Origin of the sequence: Pseudoflavonifractor sp. 524-17 (assembly GCF_009935845.1) — a bacterium.
Lineage (GTDB): Bacteria > Bacillota > Clostridia > Oscillospirales > Oscillospiraceae > Pseudoflavonifractor_A.
The window spans coordinates 1-19,432 of sequence record NZ_QWEK01000013.1; the positions used below are offsets into that span (position 1 = coordinate 1).

Below are 19,432 nucleotides of genomic sequence, written 5' to 3' on the forward strand. Positions count from 1 at the left end.
CGCGGGGGCGGCGGCCGGCACAGGCGCCGGAGCAGCGGCCTGGGCGGCGGGGGCGGGGGCCGCAGCGGGAGTGGCGGGAGCGGCGGTGACGGGAGTGCCGTACTTCTTCAGGTCGTCAATGGTAATCATGCCCAGCAGGCCGGTGCCCTTGATGTGGGCGTAGGCCAGACCTTTTTCCTCGGCGATTTTCTTGGCCCGGGGCGTGATCTTCACATCGCCGGCGGGGACGGCGGCGGCAGGAGCCGGAGCGGCGGCGCTTGCGGCGGGGGCCTCCTGCGCAGCGGGGGCCGCGGCGGGGACGGAGTCGTCCAGAGGCTCGTCCATGCTGTCGGCGATGACGCAGATAGTCTCTCCGCAGGGGATCTCATCGTCCACCTGGGCGACGATCTTGCGGATGACGCCGTCCCGGGGGGCCTCGCCGGTGTTGGTAATCTTATCGGTGCTGACCTCTACCAAGGCGTCGCCTTTCTTGACGGCGTCGCCCTCGCTGACCAGCCACTCGCCGATGACGCCGGTCTCCATGGACAGGCCGAATTTCGGCATACCGTAATTTGTAATCATTGTCGTATCTCCTCCCGTGACTTAATATTCCATGACCTCGCGGATGGCCTTGACCAGGTCGTCCTGCTGCGGCATGACATAGTCCTCCAGGCCGGGGGAGAAGGGCATGGGGGAGTCCAGGCCGGTGACCCGCTTGACGGGGCCGCGCAGGTACTCGAACACGTCCTCGTTGATCATGGCGGAGATCTCAGCGGCCCAGCCGCCGCACTTCACACCCTCCTGGGCGATGACCAGACGGCCGGTTTTGGCTACGGACTTCTGAATGGCGTCCTTGTCGTAGGGGAAGACCGTGCGCAGGTCGATGATCTCGCAGGACACGCCGTCCTTTTCCAGCTGGGCGGCGGCCTTGTGGGCCTTTTCCAGCATGATCTGGGTGGCCACAATGGTCACGTCGCTGCCTTCCCGCTCAATCTCCGCCTCATAGAGGGGGATCTCGTACATCTCCTCCGGCACCTCGCCCTTTACGTTGTACAGGGCCTTGTGCTCCAGGAAGAGGACCGGGTTGTCGCTCTTGATGGCGGAGATCAGCATACCCTTGGCCTCGTAGGGGGTGGTGGGGCACACGATGACCAGGCCGGGCGTGTTCATAAACCAGGACTCCACACAGGCGGAGTGGTGGTAGGCGCAGCGGATGCCGCCGCCCTGGGGGGCGCGGACGGTGATGCCGCAGTGGGCCTTGCCCTGGTACATATAGTTGAGCTTGGCGGCGTTATTGGTGATCTGGTCAAAGCCCACGCCCAAAAAGTCGGCGAACATGATCTCCGGCACAGGCTTCAGGCCGCAGACGGCGGCGCCGCAGGACAGGCCCAGAATGGCGGACTCGGACAGGGCGGTGTCCTTGATGCGCTCGGGCCACTTGGCCCAGATGCCCTTGGTGATGCCGAAATCGCCGCCCATTTTAGCGACGTCTTCGCCCAGGACGAAGACGCGCTCGTCCTGCTCCATAATCTGATGCAGGGCCTCGTTGATGGCCATGCCGTAGGAAAGCTTCTTGCCTCTGCTCATCTCGTCTCCACCTCTCTGTCAGCGTAAGTATAAGTAGTAGCGGTCTCGATGCCGGGGAAGGGACTCTCCAGGGAGAATTTCAGCATCTCCTGCACGTGGGCCTCTTCCTCTTCCTCGATCTTGACAATGTCGCCCTCGGCGATGCCCCGGTCCAGCATGGTCTTGCGGCACAGCTTCACAGGGTCGCGGTCCTTCCAGGCCTGCACCTCTTCGTCGGGGCGGTAGGCGGCGGGGTCGCCGGCGAAGTGGCCCTGCCAGCGGTAGGTGTCAAACTCCAGCAGGGTGGGACCCTCCCCCTTGCGGGCCCGCTCCACGGCGGACTCCACGGCCTCTACCACGGCCTCGATGTCGTTGCCGTCCACATAGAAGCTGGGCACCTCGTAGCCCTCTCCCCAGGTCTTCAGGCGCTGCTGGGGGTGGGCTTCGGTGTACTTGGTGGAGATGGCGTACTGGTTGTTCACCAGGCAGTAGATGATGGGCAGTTTCCAGGTGGCGGACATATTCATGCTCTCGTGGCAGGTGCCCTCGCCCAGGGTGCCGTCGCCCATGAACACGGCGGTGACAGCGTCGGTGTGGTTGTACACGGCGTTGAAGGCGGTGCCCAGGCAGGTGACCATGGTGGAACCCTGAATGCCGTTGAAGCCCATGTTGCCGCAGTCCAGATCGTTGACGTGCATGGAGCCGCCCCGGCCGTGGTTCACGCCGGTGGCCTTGCCGAAGATCTCAGCCATGACCAGCTTGGGGTCGGTGCCGCACAGGGCGATGGCGCCGTGGCCGCGGTGGTCGGGGAATTTATAGTCGGTCTTCTTCAGGCAGTCCACCACGCCGGCCTGGCAGGCCTCCTGCCCGATGCTCAGATGGACGAACCCGGGGACGGTACCGTTGGCGGCATAGGTCTCGATCACCTCTTCAAAGCGGCGGATCATGACCATGTCACGGTACAGCTTCAACAGTCTTTCGTTTGAAAGCATTTCGTTTCCTCCTATGACAGATAGAATTGTAATATGTACCACTGGAAATAATGCCGGACAGATGAAAATCAGTGCAGGAAGCTGCGCTCCAGGGCGTCGTAGTTGATCTCGCCGGCGCAGTAGGCACGGCCGGTGTTGACGTTGTGGATCTGGATCTTGCCCACGGAGTGGACGTCGTGGTCCACATAGAAGAAGTCCCGGCCCGCCGCCTCAAACACGTCCTCAAAGAGCTCGCCGTAGTTGGGGGAGGAGGTCTTGCCGGCCAGCTGGTGGATGACCTTGGCGATGTCCTTGTCTTCAGCGTCCACCCAGACCTCAATTTCGCTGCCGTAGATCAGCGCGTCATTGATGCGGCCCATGGCCTTCATCTCGTCCTTGACAATGGGGGCGATGGGGGCGGAGCCCCGGATCATGACAATCTGGGCGGGATCAAAGTGCTTTTCAAACATCTTGTGGCAGGTCTGCTCCAGCATACGGGCGGAGACCTGGATAGAGGCCACCACACAGGTGCTGGGGGAGATGAGGATGTACACGTCCTCGGGCTTCAAATGGCAGGCGTCCGCCACTTCCCGGGCCACGGCCTCGGTGGGCATCTTCACATCCTGAAGGCAGAGCACCGCCTTGTCGTGGTGGTCGCTGTAGTCGGTCATCTCAAAATACCAGTCGGAGGGGACCTTGGCAATGCCGCGGGCCGGACCGGTGCCGATGGTGGCGAATTCGCCCTCGCCCAGCTTCCACCCGGCGATCTGGGAGCCCAGGCAGGCGATCAGGGGCTGATCAATGAACATATTCACCGAAGCGAAGCTGTACTGGTCATTGAGCTTGAAGCTGCCCAGCGTTACCTCGCCCAGATCGCCGATGCAGGCCCGGGTAAAAAGCAGACCGGCGGTCCAGCTGCCTTTGCAGTTCAGGCCCATGTCGATCACCGTGGTGCCGCAGTCCATTTTAATCACCTTGCAGCCCAACGCGTCGGCGTTCTCCAAAATCTCCTGGACCACTTTCATGGCTCGCTTGTTTGTACTGACCATTGCTGCGCGCCTTCTTTCTTCTCTTATTTTATCCGAAACCGGATTTATGCTTTTTTGCCGAAAACGTCGATGGCGGCGCCCATAATGGGGGCGGCGGCGTCGGAGGCCAGGAAGCACACCACCTTGGATACCTCGTCCACCTGGAGCATCTCATCCAGCTTGACGGTGATGGCGGGATCGGTGTCAATCCGGGCCCGGGTCTGTTCCGTATTGGTCATGCCCAGATAGATGGCGTTGACGTTGATGCCGTAATTCTTGACCTCCTCAGAGAGGATCTGGGTCAGAGAGACGATGCCGCCCTTGGACGCGGCGTAAGCGCCAAAGCCGGGGAAGAAGAGCTTGGCGCCGGAGGAGCTCATATTGATGATCTTGCCGTACCGGCGCTGGATCATGCCGGGCAGGACGGACTTAATGCAGTAGAATGTGCCGTTCAGATTGGAGTTGATGTGCCGGTCCCAGTCCTCCAGAGAGGTATCCATCACTGTGGAGGAGTGGTAGTAAGCGGCGTTGTTCACCAGAACATCCACCTGTCCGGCCTGCTCCAGAATACGCTGGAAGCAGTCGTGTACCTGGGTATAGTCGCCCACGTCGCAGCCCATGGCACAGGCGTCGCCGCCCTGGGACCTGATCTCCGCCGCTACCTTCTCCACCTTAGAGAGAGTGCGGCCCAGCAGATAGACCTTGGCGCCCTGCCCGGCAAAATCCTTGGCAAAGCCCGCGCCCAGGCCCTGACCAGCGCCAGTGATGACAACGACTTTTCCTTCAAAACCCATATTATCTCAGCTCCATTTCGTTCAGTGTGGGGCGTCTCTGAAAAGCGGCGAATCCCCTCGCCGCCTTTCAGAGACGCCTCCCCTTGCCGGGAGGCGTCCCGAAATACGGTTACGGCTGGTTCAGGGCGGCCAGGATCACTTCCTTGCGCAGGGGCAAGTTGTGGAAATCCCGCTCTACCGCGTTGGACACCGCGTTGGCGATGGCCGCCGGGGAGGGCACCACGGAGCACTCGCCGATGCTTTTGCCGCCGTAGGGGCCGGTATACTCCGGCTTGTCCACGCAGGTGACCCGGATGGGAGGCATCTCATCGGCGGTGAAGATGTGAGAAGTGCGGAAGGTGCTGTTTTTCACCCGGCCTTTCTCATCCCACACGATGCCCTCGCACAGGGCGTAGCCCAGGCCCATCTGAATGGCGCCCTCGATCTGCCCCTCCACCGACATGGGATTGAGCACCGAGCCCACATCGTGGGAGGCCACGTAGTCCAGTACCTTGACCTCGCCGGTCTCGGTGTCCACCTGTACCTTGACAAAGTGGGCGCCGTAAGACTCGGCCATAGCCCGGCTGGCAAAGGTCTCCGCCACCGCCAGATCCCGCTGGTTCTTGCTGCGGGCGTGCTGGGCCAGTTCCGCCATGGTGGCGGAGCGGTCGGGGTAGTTCAGGCTCCAGGCCCGGCCGTCGTGGAGGACAATGCGGTCGATGGCGTCGGGGAGGAGATCCGCGGCCTCCTCCAGCAGCATCTGCTTCAGGGCGTTGGCCGCCTTAACCGCGGCGTTGGCGCTGACGTAGGTGCCCCGGCTGGAAAAGTTGCCAAAATCCCAGAGGGTGGCGTCGGTGTCGGCCTGGATGTACTCAATGTCGCTGGGCTGGATGCCCAGAATCTCGGCGGTGACCTGACCCTGTAGAGTGACGGAGCCGTTGCCCATATCGCAGCAGCCGCTGGCCAGGACCACAGTGCCGTCCTCATTCATGTGCAGGATGATGCCGGTGGTGTCCGGGTGGACGCCGAAGACGCCGTTGCCGTGGGTGGCCGCCGCCATGCCCACGCCGATGCGGTAGCGGCCGTTCTCCCGGCGGGAGGCCTCCTGCTCCGCCAGGGCCTTTTTCCAGTCGAAGAGGGCGGCGCCCTGCTCCACACAGGCCTTGGCGTAGGTGTTGCCCAGGGGGGTGTTGTTGCGCAGGTCCAGGCCGTGCTCTCCCTTGAGGTTTTTCAATATCAGGTCTACCAGGTCCATGTTGAGGGCCTTGGCGATCTGGTTGAGCTGACGCTGCTGGGCGAAAAATTCCTGCGGGGAGCCGAAGCCCCGCATAGCCGCGCCGCACAGGCAGTTGGTATAGACCTCCGTGGCCTTAAAGCGGATATTGGGTATGTCCATAATGCGGAAGGCCTTGCCCCCCATGGCCCAGGCCACGCTGGAGGTGCCGCCGGCGTAGGCCCCGGCGTTGATGACCACGTTGAAGTCCTGGGCTACGATGGTGCCGTCCTTCTTGACGCCGGTCTTGAGGTAAAGGATCATCTGGTGGCGGCTGTGCGAGGAGGGAATGTCCTCCCGCCGGGTATAGACCAGGCGGACTGGCCGGCCGGTTTTAATGGCCAGCAGGGACACCACATGCTCCAGAATCATGTCGATCTTGCCGCCGAAGCCGCCGCCGATGGCGGAGGCGACAACCCGCACCCGGCTCATCTTTAAACCGAAGAGGCGGGACAGGTTCACCCGCACGGCAAAGGCGTCCTGGGTGGGGGACCACACCGTCAGTTTGCCGTTGGCGTCGTACTGGGCCAGGGCGGCGTGGGTCTCGATGGCGCTGTGGTGAATTGCGGGGAGGGAATACCGGTCCTCAAAGACCAGGTCGGCCTCCTCCATGCCCTTGTCCACGTCGCCCTGATTGAGGTTGACGACCTCGGCGATGTTGCCGCCCTCGTGGATGGGGTAGGCATCCTCCTTCATGGCCGCTTCCGGGTCGATGTAGAAGGGCAGCTCCTCATATTCCACCTGGATGAGTTTCAGGGCTTTTTCCGCAATCTGGACGGTATCGGCGGCTACAGCCGCCACCTTGTCGCCCACATAGCGCACAATGGGGTCAAAGATGCGCTCGTTCTTGGTCTCGTCAATATTCTCGCCGCAGCAGTTGAAGGGGATATCGGGGGCGTTCTTGTAGCAGACCACCGCCCGCACGCCGGGCAAGGCCTCAGCCGCGCTGGTATCAATATGCTTGATCCGGGCGTGGGCCACAGGGCTGAAGAGCACCTTGGCGTGGAGCATATGAGGCAGCTTCATATCGGCGACGTATTTCAGTTGACCGGTCACTTTGACCTGGGCATCGCGCACAGGCAGACGCATTCCGATCATACCATTTTTGGGTTGTTGATAGCTCATTGGTTATCGGTTCCTTTCCTGCTTGCCACGTGGTCGTGGAGATGCACACTTAGGATAAAATCAGGCGTTTCTCATCCGCGCTCCGGCCAGACGGATGGCGTCCACAATCTTGACATAACCGGTGCAGCGGCACAGGTTGTTGGAGATGGCGGCGCGGATTTCCTCCTCGGAGGGGTCTGGATTTTTGTCCAGCAGCGCCTTGGCGGACATGACCATGCCGGGCGTGCAGTAGCCGCACTGGACGGCGCCGGCGTCGATAAAGGCCTGCTGGATGGGGTGGAGCTCAGGGCCGTTGGACAGGCCCTCAATGGTCTGGATGTCCTGCCCCACCGCCTTGACGGCCAGCACCAGGCAGGAATTGACGGCCTCGCCGTCGAGGATGACCTTGCAGGCGCCGCAGTCGCCGGTGTTGCAGCCGCACTTGGCGCCGGTGAGGTCCAGCACCTCCCGCAGCACGTGGAGGAGGGTCCAGTTCTTCTCTACCTGGACGGTGCGCACCTCTCCATTGATCTTCAGTTCAATGGTCTCCATAATAATCTGACTCTCCTTTTATAAATAGAGTTGTGAAAACACTGACCCTATTATAACTGATTGCGGGAGAAATGTCACGTAGTCTTCATAGCACTTTTGCCAATCATTGCTCCGGTTCCCTTTTCCCAAAGAAAATTACCGGAAGAATCACAATAGTACTACAAATAAAACGAGGAGGTGGATGGCCGCCGCCAGAATTCAGGCGGGCAAGGGTATATGCTTACTGGTCCTATTATAGTTTTCTCTGATCAAAATGTCAATTTTATTTGTTGTTTTCTTTCAAATTCGTGCATAATATCTATGGAAAGAATCTGATTTAAGAAATTCAAACTTTTTTTGAGGCGAGAACGCCGCTTTTTTTCTGTTTTCTCATTTTATTTGTATATAGTACTACTAAACTAAAAACCAGGCAGGGAACCCATACGCCTCTTTTGGAAGGAATTGCTTTGGAGGGCAGGCCGGACAGCTTGCTCCCACAGAAAAACTTATTGCAATACGCCGGGGGCGGTGGTAGAATGTGTTACAAAGGGATGGGAGCCCGTTTTATGCCAGTGATTCTTTTGTAGGACGTGGTACGTTAATATGGATGATAATTTAAATATCCTGCGCGTAGACAACAAGCAGCTCTCCTATAAAACGAAACGGGCGCTGATTGAACTCATCCGCAGTTCCAGCGAGGATGGAAAGCCCTTCAAACTGCCCAATGAGGACGAGCTCTCCCACCGGCTGGGGGTAAGCCGCAATGTGCTGCGGGATTCCCTGGCCTCCCTGGAGGAGATGGGGGTGGTTACCCGCCGGCGGGGCAAGGGGACCATTGCCAACCCTCAGATTGCCAATACCACCTTCCGGCTGGATACCGCGCCGGAGCTGTTCCATTCTCTGGAAGAGGAGGGATACCAGCCGCGGATCGAGTCGCTGAACCTGGGCTTTGTGTTCAAAAATGACCCTGCCTTTGGGCCGGAGTCTGCATCCTACTTAAATACGGAAAAGCTGTGCTGGATTGACGATGTGGTGGCAACCTACTGTATTGACCACATCGACGGCCGCTTTGCCATTAACGCGAAGGACTCTATTTTGGCCCTGCAAAACATGGGGCACTATCAATTTTTGGAGCGGTACTGCCACACGTCCATGGCGTACACCATGTCCCAGCTGGACGCCATCATGCCCAGCGCCCAGGTGATGGAGCTCATGCGCCTGCAGCCGGGGGAGCCGGTTTTGTTTATGGATGACCATGTATATAACTATGACCACGAGATTGTGGCCCACTCTACCATCTATTTCCGCAGCGGCCTGCTGGACCTGAAGTTCCTGCGCAAAAACTGGTAGGCGGGCTGAGCAAATAAATTTCCTCCGATCCCTGTCACTGGCTGTGTTGGTATGGGTTTCGGAGGGATTTTTTTATCCTTTGGTTTCTGCGGGGGCAGGAACTCTCTGGAAAACTTGACTGTTTGGTAAAAGAAATTTTGATAGGCTGGTGTTCGGGATTTCTTTTTATTTCTCAGTATAAGACTATATGTGTTTGAGAAAAATGCGGTTTTTGCTGTGATGGTTTTCGATAAATCTACACCGGTTTTAAGGCAGGTTAGTGGAAAACTATTGACTTTTCGTCTGGGTATTTGTATAATCCAAATAAATTGTATGTAGTACAAAGCACCTAGGGTCTCTTTTGATGAGGCCTGACGCCAGCATGTGAGTGGTTGGCACCATGTGGCCCGGCTGGCTCCCATCCATCTGAGCCTGTTCCCTGGAGAGGGTAAGCGTTTCTTTTGTACATGATACATACGGTTTTCCCTATCTCTGCACGTCCAAACCATCTGAAAGGAGCCAGAACATGAATGTTGTAGAAATGCATGGTATCTACAAGTACTTCGGGGATTTCTGCGCCAACAAGAATGTGGATTTCACTCTGAAGCAAGGCGAGATACATGCACTGCTGGGCGAGAACGGCGCCGGCAAGTCCACCCTCATGAACATTCTATATGGTCTCTACGGCCATGACGAAGGTCAGATCCTGCTCAACGGGAACGAGGTCCACATGGACAGCCCCAGCGTCGCCATTGAAAACGGAATCGGCATGGTGCATCAGCACTTCATGCTCATTCCCCAGCTCACGGTGACCCAGAACATCTTCCTGGGTATGGAAAAGGAGACCGGAGTGGTCCACAAGATCAAGGATCTGGACCGCCGGGTGCAGGAGCTAAATGACCGGTACGGCTTCAATGTCAGCCCTCAGTCCCTGATTTGGCAGATTCCCGTAGGCGTGCAGCAAAAGGTAGAGATCCTGAAGGTTCTGATGCGTAACGCCAAGATCCTGATTCTGGACGAGCCCACCGCCGTGCTCACCCCCCACGAGGTGGAGGAGCTGTTCCAGTCCATCCGGATGCTGGCGGACAACGGCTATTCTATCATCCTCATCACCCATAAGATGAGCGAGGTGATGACCTATGCCGACCGGGTAACCGTCATGCGCCTGGGCGAAGTGATTGGTTCGGTGAACGTGAAGGACTCCACGGAGGAGGAGCTGGCCCACATGATGGTGGGCCGCGACGTCAACCTGGAGCGGCAGATCCAGCCCCAGCCCACCGGCGGCCCCCTGCTGGAGATCAAGGATCTACACGTACATAACGACAAAAATCTCAACGCCGTCAACGGCGTCACCTTTACGGTACACGCCGGTGAGATTGTGGGCATCGCCGGCGTAGACGGCAATGGCCAGCTGGAGCTGGGCGAGGCCATTGTGGGCGGCCGCAAGATTGAGAGCGGCGACGTGCGCATTGAGGGCAGCTCTGTGGCCAAGGCTACTATCCGCGGCCATTTGGACGCCGGCCTGGCCCATATCCCCGACGACCGTCTGGCCAAGGGCCTGGTGCTCCAGTTCCCCGTGAAGCAGAACCTAATTATGGGCAGCCAGCGCAAGGCGCCCTTTGCCCACGGCCTGATGGCGGACAACAAGGCCGTCACCCAGCACGGCGGGAAGATGGTGCAGGAGTTTGACATCCGGCCCCACGACGCGGAGTATCTGGCCGGCGGCCTGTCCGGCGGCAACCAGCAGAAGGTGATTCTGGCCCGGGAGGTGGGCCGGGATCCCAAGGTGCTCCTGGCGATCCAGCCCACCCGCGGCCTGGATATCGGCGCCATTGAGTTTGTCCGCTCCAAGCTGGTGGAGGAGCGGAGCAAGGGCAAGGCAGTGCTGCTCATCTCCACGGACCTGGACGAGATCCGCTCCCTGTCCGACCGGATTCTGGTGATGCACGGCGGCCGCTTCATGGGCGAGGTCTCCGCCGATGTGGACATCGGCAAGCTGGGCCTGATGATGGCCGGCAAGAGCGAGGCGGAAATTCTCGCGGCCAGTGTTGGGAAAGGAGGCGGAGAGAAATGAGTGAAAAGATAAAGGAGCTGGGGCAGGCGTTCTGGAAGCCCCTTCTGGCTGTTGTGGCCTCGGTTGTGTGTAGCTGGCTGCTGCTCACCGCGTTCGGCTACCCCGCCAACGAGGCGTTTGTCTCCCTGTGGGAGGCCACCTTTAAAAACATGCGGGTCTTCGGCAACACCCTGAATAAGGCGTGCCCGCTGCTCTTCACCGGTATCGCTGTGGCCATCGGCAACCGGGGCAGCGTGTTCAACATCGGCGCGGAGGGTCAGTTCATCATGGGCTGTACCGCCGCCACCTGGGTTGGCATCACCTTCACCGGTATGCCCGGCCCCCTGCTGATGGTCCTGATGGTTCTGGCCGGCGCGCTGGCCGGCGCGGCCTGGGCGTTCATCCCCGGCCTGCTGAAGACCAAGTTCAGCATCTCCGAGATTATCACTACCATTATGTTCAACTACATCGCCCTTCAGCTGGTGGGCTTCCTGGTGCGCAATCCTATGCGGGACATGAGCCAGGCGGAACCCCAGTCCTACTCCATCGCCGAGCAGGGCTTCATGCCCTACCTGATCGCCAAGACCAAGCTGCATCCTGGCTTCTTCTTCGGGTGCATTGTGGCGGTAATCATCTTTGTGCTGCTGTTCAAGACTTACTTTGGCTATGAGGTCCGGGCTGTGGGCTACAACTCCACCGCGGCCAAATACGGCGGCATCAGTGTCAACCGCACCATGATTCTCACCATGCTCATCTCCGGCGCGCTGGCCGGCATGGGCGGCGCGTTCGAGGTGGCCGGTTCTGCCCACTATCTGTACGAGAAGATCTCCAACGGCTACGGCTACACCGCCATCGCCGTGTCTATTCTGGCCAACAACAACCCCATCGGGGTCATCTTCAGCTCGCTGCTTTTCGGCTTCCTGGCCTCCGGCTCCACCGCCATGCAGCGTACCATCGGCGTGTCCTCCTCCTTCGCTGACATTGTGCAGGGCATTATCATCATCTTCGTGGCCGTGGCCACGGTCAGCCGTGTGAAGAAGGCCAAGAAAGCCAGCAAGCCTGTGAAAAAGGAGGCGAAGCAGTAATGGATCAACTCTCTTTCTTCCTTGCCGCTACCGTCCGAATGGCCATTCCGCTGCTCATCGCCGCGCTTGGCCTGGTGGTCTCTGAGCGCGCCGGCCTGATGAACATCGGCGTAGAGGGTACCATGCTCTCCGGCGCCTTTGCCGCCTTCGCTGTGGCAATCTACACCAACAGCTACTGGCTGGGCCTGATTGCCGGTATGCTGGCCGGCGCCCTGATGGCGTTTATCTTCGCCGTGGCCTCCATCAAGTTCAAGGCGCCCCAGATTGTCATCGGCTGCGCCATCAATATGCTGGGTTCCGGCTTTACGGCGGTGCTCTTCCGCAAAATGTTCTTCGACGCCGCCAGCGGCGGCACCCAGGCTAAGGCCTTCCCCACAGTGGCCATTCCCGGCCTGAGCAGCATTCCGGTCATCGGCGATATGCTGTTTAACCACAACATCATTGTGTACCTGGGCTTCATTTTGGTCTTTGTGGTCTGGTTTGTGATGAACCGCACCGGCATCGGCACCCGGATCATCGCCGTGGGCGAGCATCCCAAGGCGGCCGATTCCCTGGGCATCAACGTCTTCACCACCCGTTACGCCGCTACCATCTTCAGCGGTCTGATGATGGGTATGGCCGGCGCTTATCTGGCCATCGCCCAGTCCAACACCTTCCAGGTGGATATGACCGGCGGCAAGGGCTACATCGCCATGGCCGTGGTGGTGCTGGGCAAGTGGAGGGCGCTGGGCGTCCTGGCGGGCGCGCTGATCTTCGGCGGCTCCAACGCCCTGCAGATGACGCTGCAGAACTCCGGTCTGAACATCCCGCCCAACCTGGTGCTGATGGTGCCCTATGTGGTCACCGTTCTGGCTGTGCTGGCCGCCTGCAAAAAGAAGGCCATCGACGCCAGCGCCAAGGGCGTCCCCTACGAGAAGGCGTAAGCACTGGCACTACAACAAATATCGGGCGGGCCCTGCGCCCGCCCGATATTTGTATAAATTCGGGCCCTGGCTTCCAAAATTCTTCCGGTTGTGGGAGGGATAGTTGGTAGTACTATGTACAAATTTAGTAGTACTATATACAAGCAACGGCGGAAAAATAGGAAAAAAGGGCATTGAAGTATGGGAAAAAGGCCTGAATTTCTGAAGCAAGATTCTGCACCTGGATAAGATGCACGAATTTTTTTAAAAATCCCAAAAGAAATTGACATTTTGAATGGGAAAAACTATAATGGGACTATAAGACAAAGAGTGTAAAAACCATTTAGTTTGTGTTACTATGTGCGCTTTCCGGGGGATGGAAACAGACCAGCGTTCGGACCATTTTCTGCGAGTTCAATGTTTGGAGGCAAAGAAAATGAAGAAACTGATGTCATTGGTCCTCTCCGGCGCACTGCTCCTGGGCGCCGCCGGCTGTTCCAGCTCCGGAAGCGGCGCGCAGCCCAGCGCGGTGCCCCAGCCCAGTACCGCGCCGGAACAGAGCGCAGCGCCTGAGCAGAGTACGCCCCCCGCCAGCAGCGCCCCCCAGGGCGGCGGGAGCGAGGTGGATCCCTCTGGAGTGAAGATCGGCATCCTGATTCCCGGCTCTCCCACCGACGGAGGCTTCTGCCAGCAGGGAGCCGAGGCGGGGTACGCCCTTCAGGACCTGGGCTACCAGGTGGACATTGTGGAGGCCGCCACCGCGGAGGAGATTAAGTCCGAGTCGGAGAATATGGCCGCTGACGGCTATCAGATTATCTTCGGCCACGGGGCCCAGTGTACCACGCCCATGGCGGAGGTCAGCCCCGATTACCCGGACACCTGGTTCGTCACTTTAGGGGGCGAGGTGGTCACGGACAACCAGTTCCCCGTGTGCGTATGCGCGGAGGAGAGCTGCTATGTCCTGGGTGTTGTGGCCGCTATGCTGACCAAGACCGGCACCATCAGCTATACCCTGGGGGGCGATTTCCCCTCCTATGTGAAATATACCAACGCCCTCAAGCTGGGGGCCCGGAGCGTCAACCCGGAGATTAAGACCCTGGGCGCTGTGCTCAGCTCCACCAACGCCAACGAGTGCTACGAGACCACCATGAACCAGATTAACCAGGGGGCCGACTTCGTCTTCGGCAACTGCAACGAGGGGCAGCTGGGCAGCATCAAGGCGGCGGAGGACAGCCAGGACGTGTACATCCTGGGCTGCTTGGGAGATTTCAGCAGCACCTCCCCCGACCGGGTGGTGGCCAACATGGTGTGTGACTACTCTGTGGGATACATCCAGGCGGTGGAGGCCATCCTCAGCGGAAACGCCCCCGGGGAGATTATGATGCAGACCATCGCCACCGGCTGCGTGGGCTTCACCTGGAACGAGAATTTGAAGGGCACACTGCCCCAGGAGGTCATTGACGCTGCCGGGCAGGCCTTGGAGGACATCCGATCCGGTAAGATCGATGTGCCCAACGAGTACGAGCTGGATCCCAACGAGCCCATCTAAGGGTCAGGCAGGGGGACGGCCCATGCCCCGCTTTCTTTCGTAGTAAACCGAAACCGGTTGCTAAAAATCAAACATTTGGAGGAATGAACATGAAAAAGCTGATCCCCCTGATCCTCTCCGGCGCCCTGCTCCTGGGCGCCGCCGGCTGCTCCGGCAGCGGTTCTCAGCCCAGCTCCGCTCCCAGCTCTGCCCCGGAGCAGAGCAGCGCCCCCCAGGGCGGCGGGGACAACGCCTCCGACGTGAAGATCGGCATTCTCATCCCCGGCTCCCCCACTGACGGCGGCTTCTCCCAGCAGGGCGCCGAGGCCGGCAAGAACCTGGCCAGCAAGTACGGCTACTCCGTGTCCACCGTTGAGGCCGGCACCGCCGACGTGATTAAGGCCGAGGCTGAAACCATGGCGGCTGAGGGCTACAAGATCGTCTTCGGACACGGCGGCCAGTGCTCCGCCCCCTTCGCCGAGATCTGTGAGGATTACCCCGACACTTGGTTTGTCACCTTCGGCGGCACCGAGATTCGGGACAACCTGTTCCCCGTGGTCATGTGTGCGGAGGAAGGGACCTATGTCCTGGGCGTGGCGGCCGGCATGATGACTAAGACCGGCAACATCGCCTACACCCTGGGCGGCGACTACCCCGCCTACACCAAGACCACCATGGGCTTCGCCTTGGGGGCCAAGAGCGTGAACCCAAGCATCAAGATTCAGGAGGCGGTGCTCAGCTCTCCCGACTCCAACGAGTGCTATGAGACCACCATGAGCCAGATCAACAGCGGCGCGGACATGATCCTGTCCAATGCCAACGAGGGCCAGGCCGGCGCCATGAAAGCCGTCACCGAGAGCAGCGACGTCTACACCTTCGGCTGCCTGGGCAACTTCTTTGACATGGCCCCCGGCAAGGTGCTGGGCAACATCATCGGCGACTATAACGTGGGCTATGACAACGCCACCAGCGCCATCATGGACGGCACCGTCGAGGCGGACTACATGTTCCTGACCATTGCCAATGGCTGTGTTACCGTGGACTGGAACCCAGACGTGGCGCTCCCCGCCGACGTGCAGGCCGCCGTGGATCAGACTTATGAGGACATCAAGTCCGGCAAGATCGACGTGCCCAACGAGTACGAGCAGGACGCCGCCAAGGAGCTGCTGGCTTCCTACAAATAATCGCATGACCCAGCAGGGGACGGCGCAGAAAGAGGCGCTGTCCCCTGTTTTCATCACCGGTGAAGGGATGATTTTTCATGAAAAGCAGTGTACTGATAGTAGGAGGCGGCATTTTGTCGGTTACAGCCGCCTACTATCTGCGTCTGGCCGGCCATCCGGTGACGGTGCTGGAGAAGGGGGAGCTTGCCCAAGGGGCGTCGGGGTCCAATCTGGGACAGCTGTCCCTGTTTGACCGCACCGAGCCCTGGCACTACGCCGCCGCCCGGGAGACCTTTGACGAATTCTCCCGTATGGCGCAGGCCCTGGAGTACGCCCCCTCCGGCGGGGTGGTGGTGCTCCAGAACGAGGGGCAGTATTTAGGCGCTCTGCCTGTGATGGACGCTCTGCGGGCCCTGGGGGAGCCCGCCGAGATCATCGTGGGGCCGGACGTCCGCCGGGTGGAGCCCTGCCTGGACCACACAAAGATCTATGGCGTGCTCTACTGCCCTAACGAGGGCAAGGTAAATCCCCTGAAAACCACCCTGCACTACGCCAAGCTGGCCGAAGAGGCGGGGGTGGACTTCCGCCTGCACACCGCCGTCACCGGGTTTGAGACGGCGGGGGACGCCATCACCGCGGTCCGCACGGATCAGGGGGACTTCCGCGCCGGCGTGGTGATCTGCGCCGCCGGCGCCTGGAGCCGTCTCCTGGGGGAGGGACTGGGACTGGATCTGCCCCTGCGCTTCCACCGGGGCACTGCCTTTGTGTCCCAGCCAGTCCCCCCCTGCATCAACGGCCCCATTGTGGGCGGGGAGCTCTTTTTGGCCCGCCGGGATATGGCCCAGCGGCGTCATGTGGGCCTGGGGGGCATTCAGACCGCCCACGGCAGCATTCTCATCGCCCAGGCCACGGAAACGGCCCCTCTGGACAGCCGGGCCGTCACGCTGCCAGGTCTATGTCTGACAGCAAAGACCTTTTTGGACCACTTCCCCACCCTGGGAGATGTGGAGATTATCCGTGCCTGGGCCTGCGTGACCCCCTATACCCTGGATGGACAGCCCCTGTTCGGCTTTACAAAGGCCTTTGGGAATCTCTTTGTACTCAGCGGCTTCAAGGGAGCTTTTTCCATAGCCCCGGCGGTGGCCCGCCGGGCAGTGGCGGCGCTGGATCAGGGAGATGTCTGGGAGGGAGCGTCCTTCCGCCCGGACCGGATGGTCCAAATTGCAGAGGAGGGATAACATGCGCCGTATTCAAGAACACCCCATCCTGGCCATAGAGGAACGCGCTGCTGTCTGCCTCACAGTGGACGGCCGGCAGATTCAGGCGAGGGAGGGGGACACCGTCGCCGCCGCTCTGCTGGCCAACGGCATCCGGGTCTTCCGCCACACCAGCCGCTTTCATGAGCCGCGGGGCCTGTTTTGCGGCATCGGCCAGTGTACGGACTGTGTGATGGAGGTGGACGGCCGGCCCAACGTGCGTACCTGTGTGACCCGGGTTCGGGACGGCATGGTGGTGCGCACCCAGGAGGGGAATGGGGCCCCTGGGGAGGAGCGCCATGAAGACCTATGACGTGATTGTGGTGGGGGCCGGTCCGGCGGGCCTGGGGGCTGCCATTGAGGCGGGCCGGACTGGGGCGTCGGTTCTTCTGCTGGACGAGAATGACCGCCCCGGAGGGCAGCTGTTTAAGCAGATCCATAAGTTTTTCGGCTCCCAGGAGCACCACGCCGGAATGCGGGGGTTCGCCATTGGGGAAATGCTGCTGAAAGAGGCGGAGGAGGCCGGGGTGGAGGTACACCTGGGCTGGAAGGCATGGGGCGTCTTTCCCGACGGGAGCGTCACCGCCGCCAACGGGACGCAGAGCGTCCGGTACCGGGGACGGACCGTGGTGCTGGCCACCGGCGCGTCAGAAAACAGCCTGTCCTTCCCCGGGTGTACCCTCCCAGGGGTGATGACCGCCGGCGCGGCCCAGACTATGGTAAACCTCCACCATGTGCGCCCCGGGGAGCGGATTGTGGTGGTGGGGTCGGGAAATGTGGGGCTGATTGTGACCTATCAGCTCCTCCAGGCCGGGGTAAGGGTGGAAGCCATTTTGGAGGCCGCCCCCGCTCTGTCCGGCTACGCCGTCCACGCCGGGAAGGTCCGCCGGGCGGGTGTACCCATCCTGCTGGGCCACACCGTCACCCGCGCTCTGGGGGCCCAAGGCGTGGAGGGAGTGGAGATTGCCCAGGTGGATGGGAGCTTTGAACCCATTCCCGGTACACAGTGGGAAATGATCTGCGATACCCTCTGTCTGGCGGTGGGGCTCACCCCCCGGGTGGAGCTGGCCGCGGCGGCGGGATGCGCTTTGGTGTGGTCCGGCCCTCTGGGGGGAATGCTCCCCCGCCACGGCGCCGGGATGGAGAGCAGCCGGCCCGGGGTCTACGTGGCCGGGGATCTGGCCGGAATCGAGGAGGCCAGCACCGCTCTGGACGAGGGCCGCATGGCCGGCCTGGGGGCGGCGTACCGGCTCAGCCGCCTCTCCCGGGGGGAATATGAGGCCAAAGGGCAGGCCATTCAGGCCCGTCTGGACAGCCTGCGCCAGGGCCCCTTTGGGGAGAAGCGCCGCCGGGCTAAGGAGGAGGTGTGGAGCCATGTCTGAGGATAGGGAAATCGTCTGCCGCTGTGAAGAGGTGACCAGAGAGGAGATCGTCGCCGCCATCCAGGCGGGGGATACCTCCCTGGAGGCCATTAAAAAGCACACCCGGGCGGGGATGGGCTTCTGCCAGGGCCGCACCTGCCGCCGGCTGGTGGCCCGGATGCTGAGCGTTTATGCCGGAATGCCGGTGGACCAGCTTCTCCCCGGCAGCATCCGAATGCCAATCGCGCCTATCTCCCTCAAGCTGCTGGCCGAGACCGCAGACGGGGACTTGGAGGACGGGAGCCTGGAAAACGGGGAGAACTGACCCTCAAAAGCCATACATACATAAAAAACAGCGCCGCCGCAGAGTGCTCTCTGCGGCGGCGCTGTTTGTGATGCGGTTACTTCCTGGCCTCGAAATAGGAGATAATCTCATCCGCGGCGGAGGCGGCCTGAGTTTTCACCCGGTCGATCTCGTTGAAGGTCTCCATAGTACCGGCCTCGGAAAAGACCTTCATGGCGTCCAGCCACTCATCCCCGATGGAGGCGAGCGTGTCAATCCCGCCGGCCAAATCGGGGCAGCCCCGCTTGGCGGCTTCGGCGTCAAAGGCAGGCAGGCTGGTGTCAAGAACCTGGTTGCCGCCGCCGTCCAGGCCGCAGGACATCCCTAAAGTCATGGTAGTGGGCAGAAGGGACATAACCAGAGAGATATCGTAATTATCCGGATTTTTTACCCACATATCATAGTAAGTTGTAAGGCTCTTAAAGGTTTTGGCCCGGGCGTAGAGGGAGCCGGCAGCCTGCCGGGCAGTATAGTCGTCCTCAAGGCGGAGTACCTCGTCAAACAGGGGGATGGTCTGAATATCCGCCTGGGTGAGGGAGAGCTCGCAGTCATAGACATCACTGCCCTGAATGGAAAAGACAGCGGTGGTCTCCCCGTCCTTCAGATCGTTTTTATTAACCCGGAAGACGGACATGGCCCGGATGGGATCCCCCCCGGCCAAAATCTCCCCCAGCTTCGTGGGATTGGCATAGCCGCAGGTGAGGAAAAAGCTGTTCAGGCTCTGCCGGTCGCTCTCATAGGTACGCAGGCTCTCATACTCGTTGCTGCCGTTCAGCTTGATGGTATAGAGGCTGTTATTAGAGGGGACGGACGCGTTCTGCTTCTCGTCCGGCATCAGGTCGTAGACGTGAATGAGGTATGCCTGCTGATCGCTCAGTCCGGATTCCTCAGACAGGTCCAGGGAGTCGCCGGGCTCCAGCAGGAAGAGTCCCTTGCTTTCCACCAGACAGGGCTTTTTGGCCGCCGCTCCCCCGCAGCCAGCCAGGGAGAGGCACATGGCAGCGGCCAGGAAGAGGGAAACAAGTTTTTTCATGTACGCATTCCTCTTTTCGTCAAAATATAATAAATTTATTCTACATGACAGGGAGAGGAACGACAAGATGCTGACTGCATCGGTTTCCAACTTTTTTCAACAGACTGAAACGCCTCCGGCTGTCTGTTCAGCCGGAGGCGTCAGCGCGTCGAAA

The 19,432-nt window shown here is 60.4% G+C and carries 18 protein-coding genes; 10 read left to right on the forward strand and 8 right to left on the reverse strand.

What is annotated here, in order from left to right; genetic code table 11:
• From D1159_RS04985 to D1159_RS05015, 7 genes are all read right to left on the reverse strand, one after another.
• The coding region (locus tag D1159_RS04985) for a biotin/lipoyl-containing protein (RefSeq protein WP_202620935.1) at positions 1-561 on the reverse strand (561 nt) is incomplete at its 3' end.
• 21 nt (positions 562-582) lie between these two features.
• A complete protein-coding gene (locus D1159_RS04990) occupies positions 583-1,566 on the reverse strand; it encodes an alpha-ketoacid dehydrogenase subunit beta (RefSeq protein ID WP_161844585.1) in 984 nt (327 codons plus the stop codon).
• A complete protein-coding gene (locus tag D1159_RS04995; RefSeq protein WP_161844586.1) occupies positions 1,563-2,537 on the reverse strand; it encodes a thiamine pyrophosphate-dependent dehydrogenase E1 component subunit alpha in 975 nt (324 codons plus the stop codon). Before D1159_RS04995 ends, D1159_RS04990 begins: the two co-directional genes overlap by 4 nt.
• Positions 2,538-2,605: 68 nt before the next feature.
• Positions 2,606-3,565, reverse strand: a complete 960-nt coding sequence (gene mch / locus D1159_RS05000; protein WP_161844587.1) for a methenyltetrahydromethanopterin cyclohydrolase — start codon at positions 3,563-3,565, stop codon at positions 2,606-2,608.
• Positions 3,566-3,609: 44 nt separating this feature from the next.
• Positions 3,610-4,338: an SDR family NAD(P)-dependent oxidoreductase gene (locus D1159_RS05005; RefSeq protein WP_161844588.1), complete on the reverse strand. Its 729-nt coding sequence runs from the start codon at positions 4,336-4,338 to the stop codon at positions 3,610-3,612.
• A 109-nt stretch (positions 4,339-4,447) separates the two neighbouring features.
• Positions 4,448-6,715: a xanthine dehydrogenase family protein molybdopterin-binding subunit gene (locus tag D1159_RS05010; protein WP_161844589.1), complete on the reverse strand. Its 2,268-nt coding sequence runs from the start codon at positions 6,713-6,715 to the stop codon at positions 4,448-4,450.
• Positions 6,716-6,775: 60 nt separating this feature from the next.
• Complete coding sequence (locus D1159_RS05015; protein WP_161844590.1) at positions 6,776-7,246, reverse strand: (2Fe-2S)-binding protein; 471 nt, start codon at positions 7,244-7,246, stop codon at positions 6,776-6,778.
• 582 nt (positions 7,247-7,828) lie between these two features.
• Here D1159_RS05015 and D1159_RS05020 point away from each other — a divergent pair.
• The 10 genes from D1159_RS05020 to D1159_RS05065 all read left to right on the forward strand — a co-directional run bounded on the left by D1159_RS05020 (position 7,829) and on the right by D1159_RS05065 (position 18,227).
• Positions 7,829-8,575 carry a GntR family transcriptional regulator gene (locus D1159_RS05020; protein WP_161844591.1) on the forward strand — a complete coding sequence of 249 codons (747 nt, stop codon included), beginning with the start codon at positions 7,829-7,831 and terminating at the stop codon, positions 8,573-8,575.
• Between the two features lie 505 nt (positions 8,576-9,080).
• Positions 9,081-10,628, forward strand: a complete 1,548-nt coding sequence (locus D1159_RS05025) for an ABC transporter ATP-binding protein (protein ID WP_161844592.1) — start codon at positions 9,081-9,083, stop codon at positions 10,626-10,628.
• Positions 10,625-11,692 (forward strand): ABC transporter permease, encoded by a 1,068-nt coding sequence (locus D1159_RS05030; RefSeq protein ID WP_161844593.1) that lies wholly within the window; start codon positions 10,625-10,627, stop codon positions 11,690-11,692. The genes D1159_RS05025 and D1159_RS05030 overlap by 4 nt, the downstream gene beginning before the upstream one ends.
• Positions 11,692-12,615, forward strand: a complete 924-nt coding sequence (locus D1159_RS05035; protein ID WP_161844594.1) for an ABC transporter permease — start codon at positions 11,692-11,694, stop codon at positions 12,613-12,615. The genes D1159_RS05030 and D1159_RS05035 overlap by 1 nt, the downstream gene beginning before the upstream one ends.
• Before the next feature lie 415 nt (positions 12,616-13,030).
• Positions 13,031-14,143: a BMP family protein gene (locus tag D1159_RS05040; protein WP_161844595.1), complete on the forward strand. Its 1,113-nt coding sequence runs from the start codon at positions 13,031-13,033 to the stop codon at positions 14,141-14,143.
• 89 nt (positions 14,144-14,232) lie between these two features.
• Positions 14,233-15,306, forward strand: coding sequence for a BMP family protein (locus D1159_RS05045; RefSeq protein WP_161844596.1), 1,074 nt, complete (start codon positions 14,233-14,235; stop codon positions 15,304-15,306).
• A gap of 77 nt (positions 15,307-15,383) precedes the next feature.
• Complete coding sequence (locus D1159_RS05050) at positions 15,384-16,523, forward strand: FAD-dependent oxidoreductase (protein ID WP_279280004.1); 1,140 nt, start codon at positions 15,384-15,386, stop codon at positions 16,521-16,523.
• A 1-nt stretch (position 16,524) separates the two neighbouring features.
• Positions 16,525-16,854 carry a (2Fe-2S)-binding protein gene (locus D1159_RS05055; protein WP_161844598.1) on the forward strand — a complete coding sequence of 110 codons (330 nt, stop codon included), beginning with the start codon at positions 16,525-16,527 and terminating at the stop codon, positions 16,852-16,854.
• Complete coding sequence (locus D1159_RS05060; protein ID WP_161844599.1) at positions 16,841-17,923, forward strand: FAD-dependent oxidoreductase; 1,083 nt, start codon at positions 16,841-16,843, stop codon at positions 17,921-17,923. The genes D1159_RS05055 and D1159_RS05060 overlap by 14 nt, the downstream gene beginning before the upstream one ends.
• Positions 17,916-18,227, forward strand: coding sequence for a (2Fe-2S)-binding protein (locus D1159_RS05065; RefSeq protein WP_161844600.1), 312 nt, complete (start codon positions 17,916-17,918; stop codon positions 18,225-18,227). Before D1159_RS05060 ends, D1159_RS05065 begins: the two co-directional genes overlap by 8 nt.
• 76 nt (positions 18,228-18,303) lie before the next feature.
• Here D1159_RS05065 and D1159_RS05070 read toward each other — a convergent pair whose 3' ends face one another.
• Positions 18,304-19,278, reverse strand: coding sequence for a hypothetical protein (locus D1159_RS05070; protein WP_161844601.1), 975 nt, complete (start codon positions 19,276-19,278; stop codon positions 18,304-18,306).
• Between the last annotated feature and the right edge of the window lie 154 nt (positions 19,279-19,432).

Bases quoted from the DNA above. Each gene is read 5' to 3' on its own strand.
- D1159_RS05030 (WP_161844593.1), top strand. From the start codon at position 10,625: ATGAGTGAAAAGATAAAGGAGCTGGGGCAGGCGTTCTGGAAGCCCCTT.
- D1159_RS05055 (WP_161844598.1), top strand. From the start codon at position 16,525: ATGCGCCGTATTCAAGAACACCCCATCCTGGCCATAGAGGAACGCGCT.
- D1159_RS04990 (WP_161844585.1), bottom strand. From the start codon at position 1,566: ATGAGCAGAGGCAAGAAGCTTTCCTACGGCATGGCCATCAACGAGGCC.
- D1159_RS05010 (WP_161844589.1), bottom strand. From the start codon at position 6,715: ATGAGCTATCAACAACCCAAAAATGGTATGATCGGAATGCGTCTGCCT.
- D1159_RS05005 (WP_161844588.1), bottom strand. From the start codon at position 4,338: ATGGGTTTTGAAGGAAAAGTCGTTGTCATCACTGGCGCTGGTCAGGGC.
- D1159_RS05035 (WP_161844594.1), top strand. From the start codon at position 11,692: ATGGATCAACTCTCTTTCTTCCTTGCCGCTACCGTCCGAATGGCCATT.
- D1159_RS05040 (WP_161844595.1), top strand. From the start codon at position 13,031: ATGAAGAAACTGATGTCATTGGTCCTCTCCGGCGCACTGCTCCTGGGC.
- D1159_RS05025 (WP_161844592.1), top strand. From the start codon at position 9,081: ATGAATGTTGTAGAAATGCATGGTATCTACAAGTACTTCGGGGATTTC.
- D1159_RS05065 (WP_161844600.1), top strand. From the start codon at position 17,916: ATGTCTGAGGATAGGGAAATCGTCTGCCGCTGTGAAGAGGTGACCAGA.
- D1159_RS05045 (WP_161844596.1), top strand. From the start codon at position 14,233: ATGAAAAAGCTGATCCCCCTGATCCTCTCCGGCGCCCTGCTCCTGGGC.
- D1159_RS04995 (WP_161844586.1), bottom strand. From the start codon at position 2,537: ATGCTTTCAAACGAAAGACTGTTGAAGCTGTACCGTGACATGGTCATG.
- D1159_RS05060 (WP_161844599.1), top strand. From the start codon at position 16,841: ATGAAGACCTATGACGTGATTGTGGTGGGGGCCGGTCCGGCGGGCCTG.
- D1159_RS05020 (WP_161844591.1), top strand. From the start codon at position 7,829: ATGGATGATAATTTAAATATCCTGCGCGTAGACAACAAGCAGCTCTCC.
- D1159_RS05015 (WP_161844590.1), bottom strand. From the start codon at position 7,246: ATGGAGACCATTGAACTGAAGATCAATGGAGAGGTGCGCACCGTCCAG.
- mch (WP_161844587.1), bottom strand. From the start codon at position 3,565: ATGGTCAGTACAAACAAGCGAGCCATGAAAGTGGTCCAGGAGATTTTG.
- D1159_RS05050 (WP_279280004.1), top strand. From the start codon at position 15,384: ATGAAAAGCAGTGTACTGATAGTAGGAGGCGGCATTTTGTCGGTTACA.
- D1159_RS05070 (WP_161844601.1), bottom strand. From the start codon at position 19,278: ATGAAAAAACTTGTTTCCCTCTTCCTGGCCGCTGCCATGTGCCTCTCC.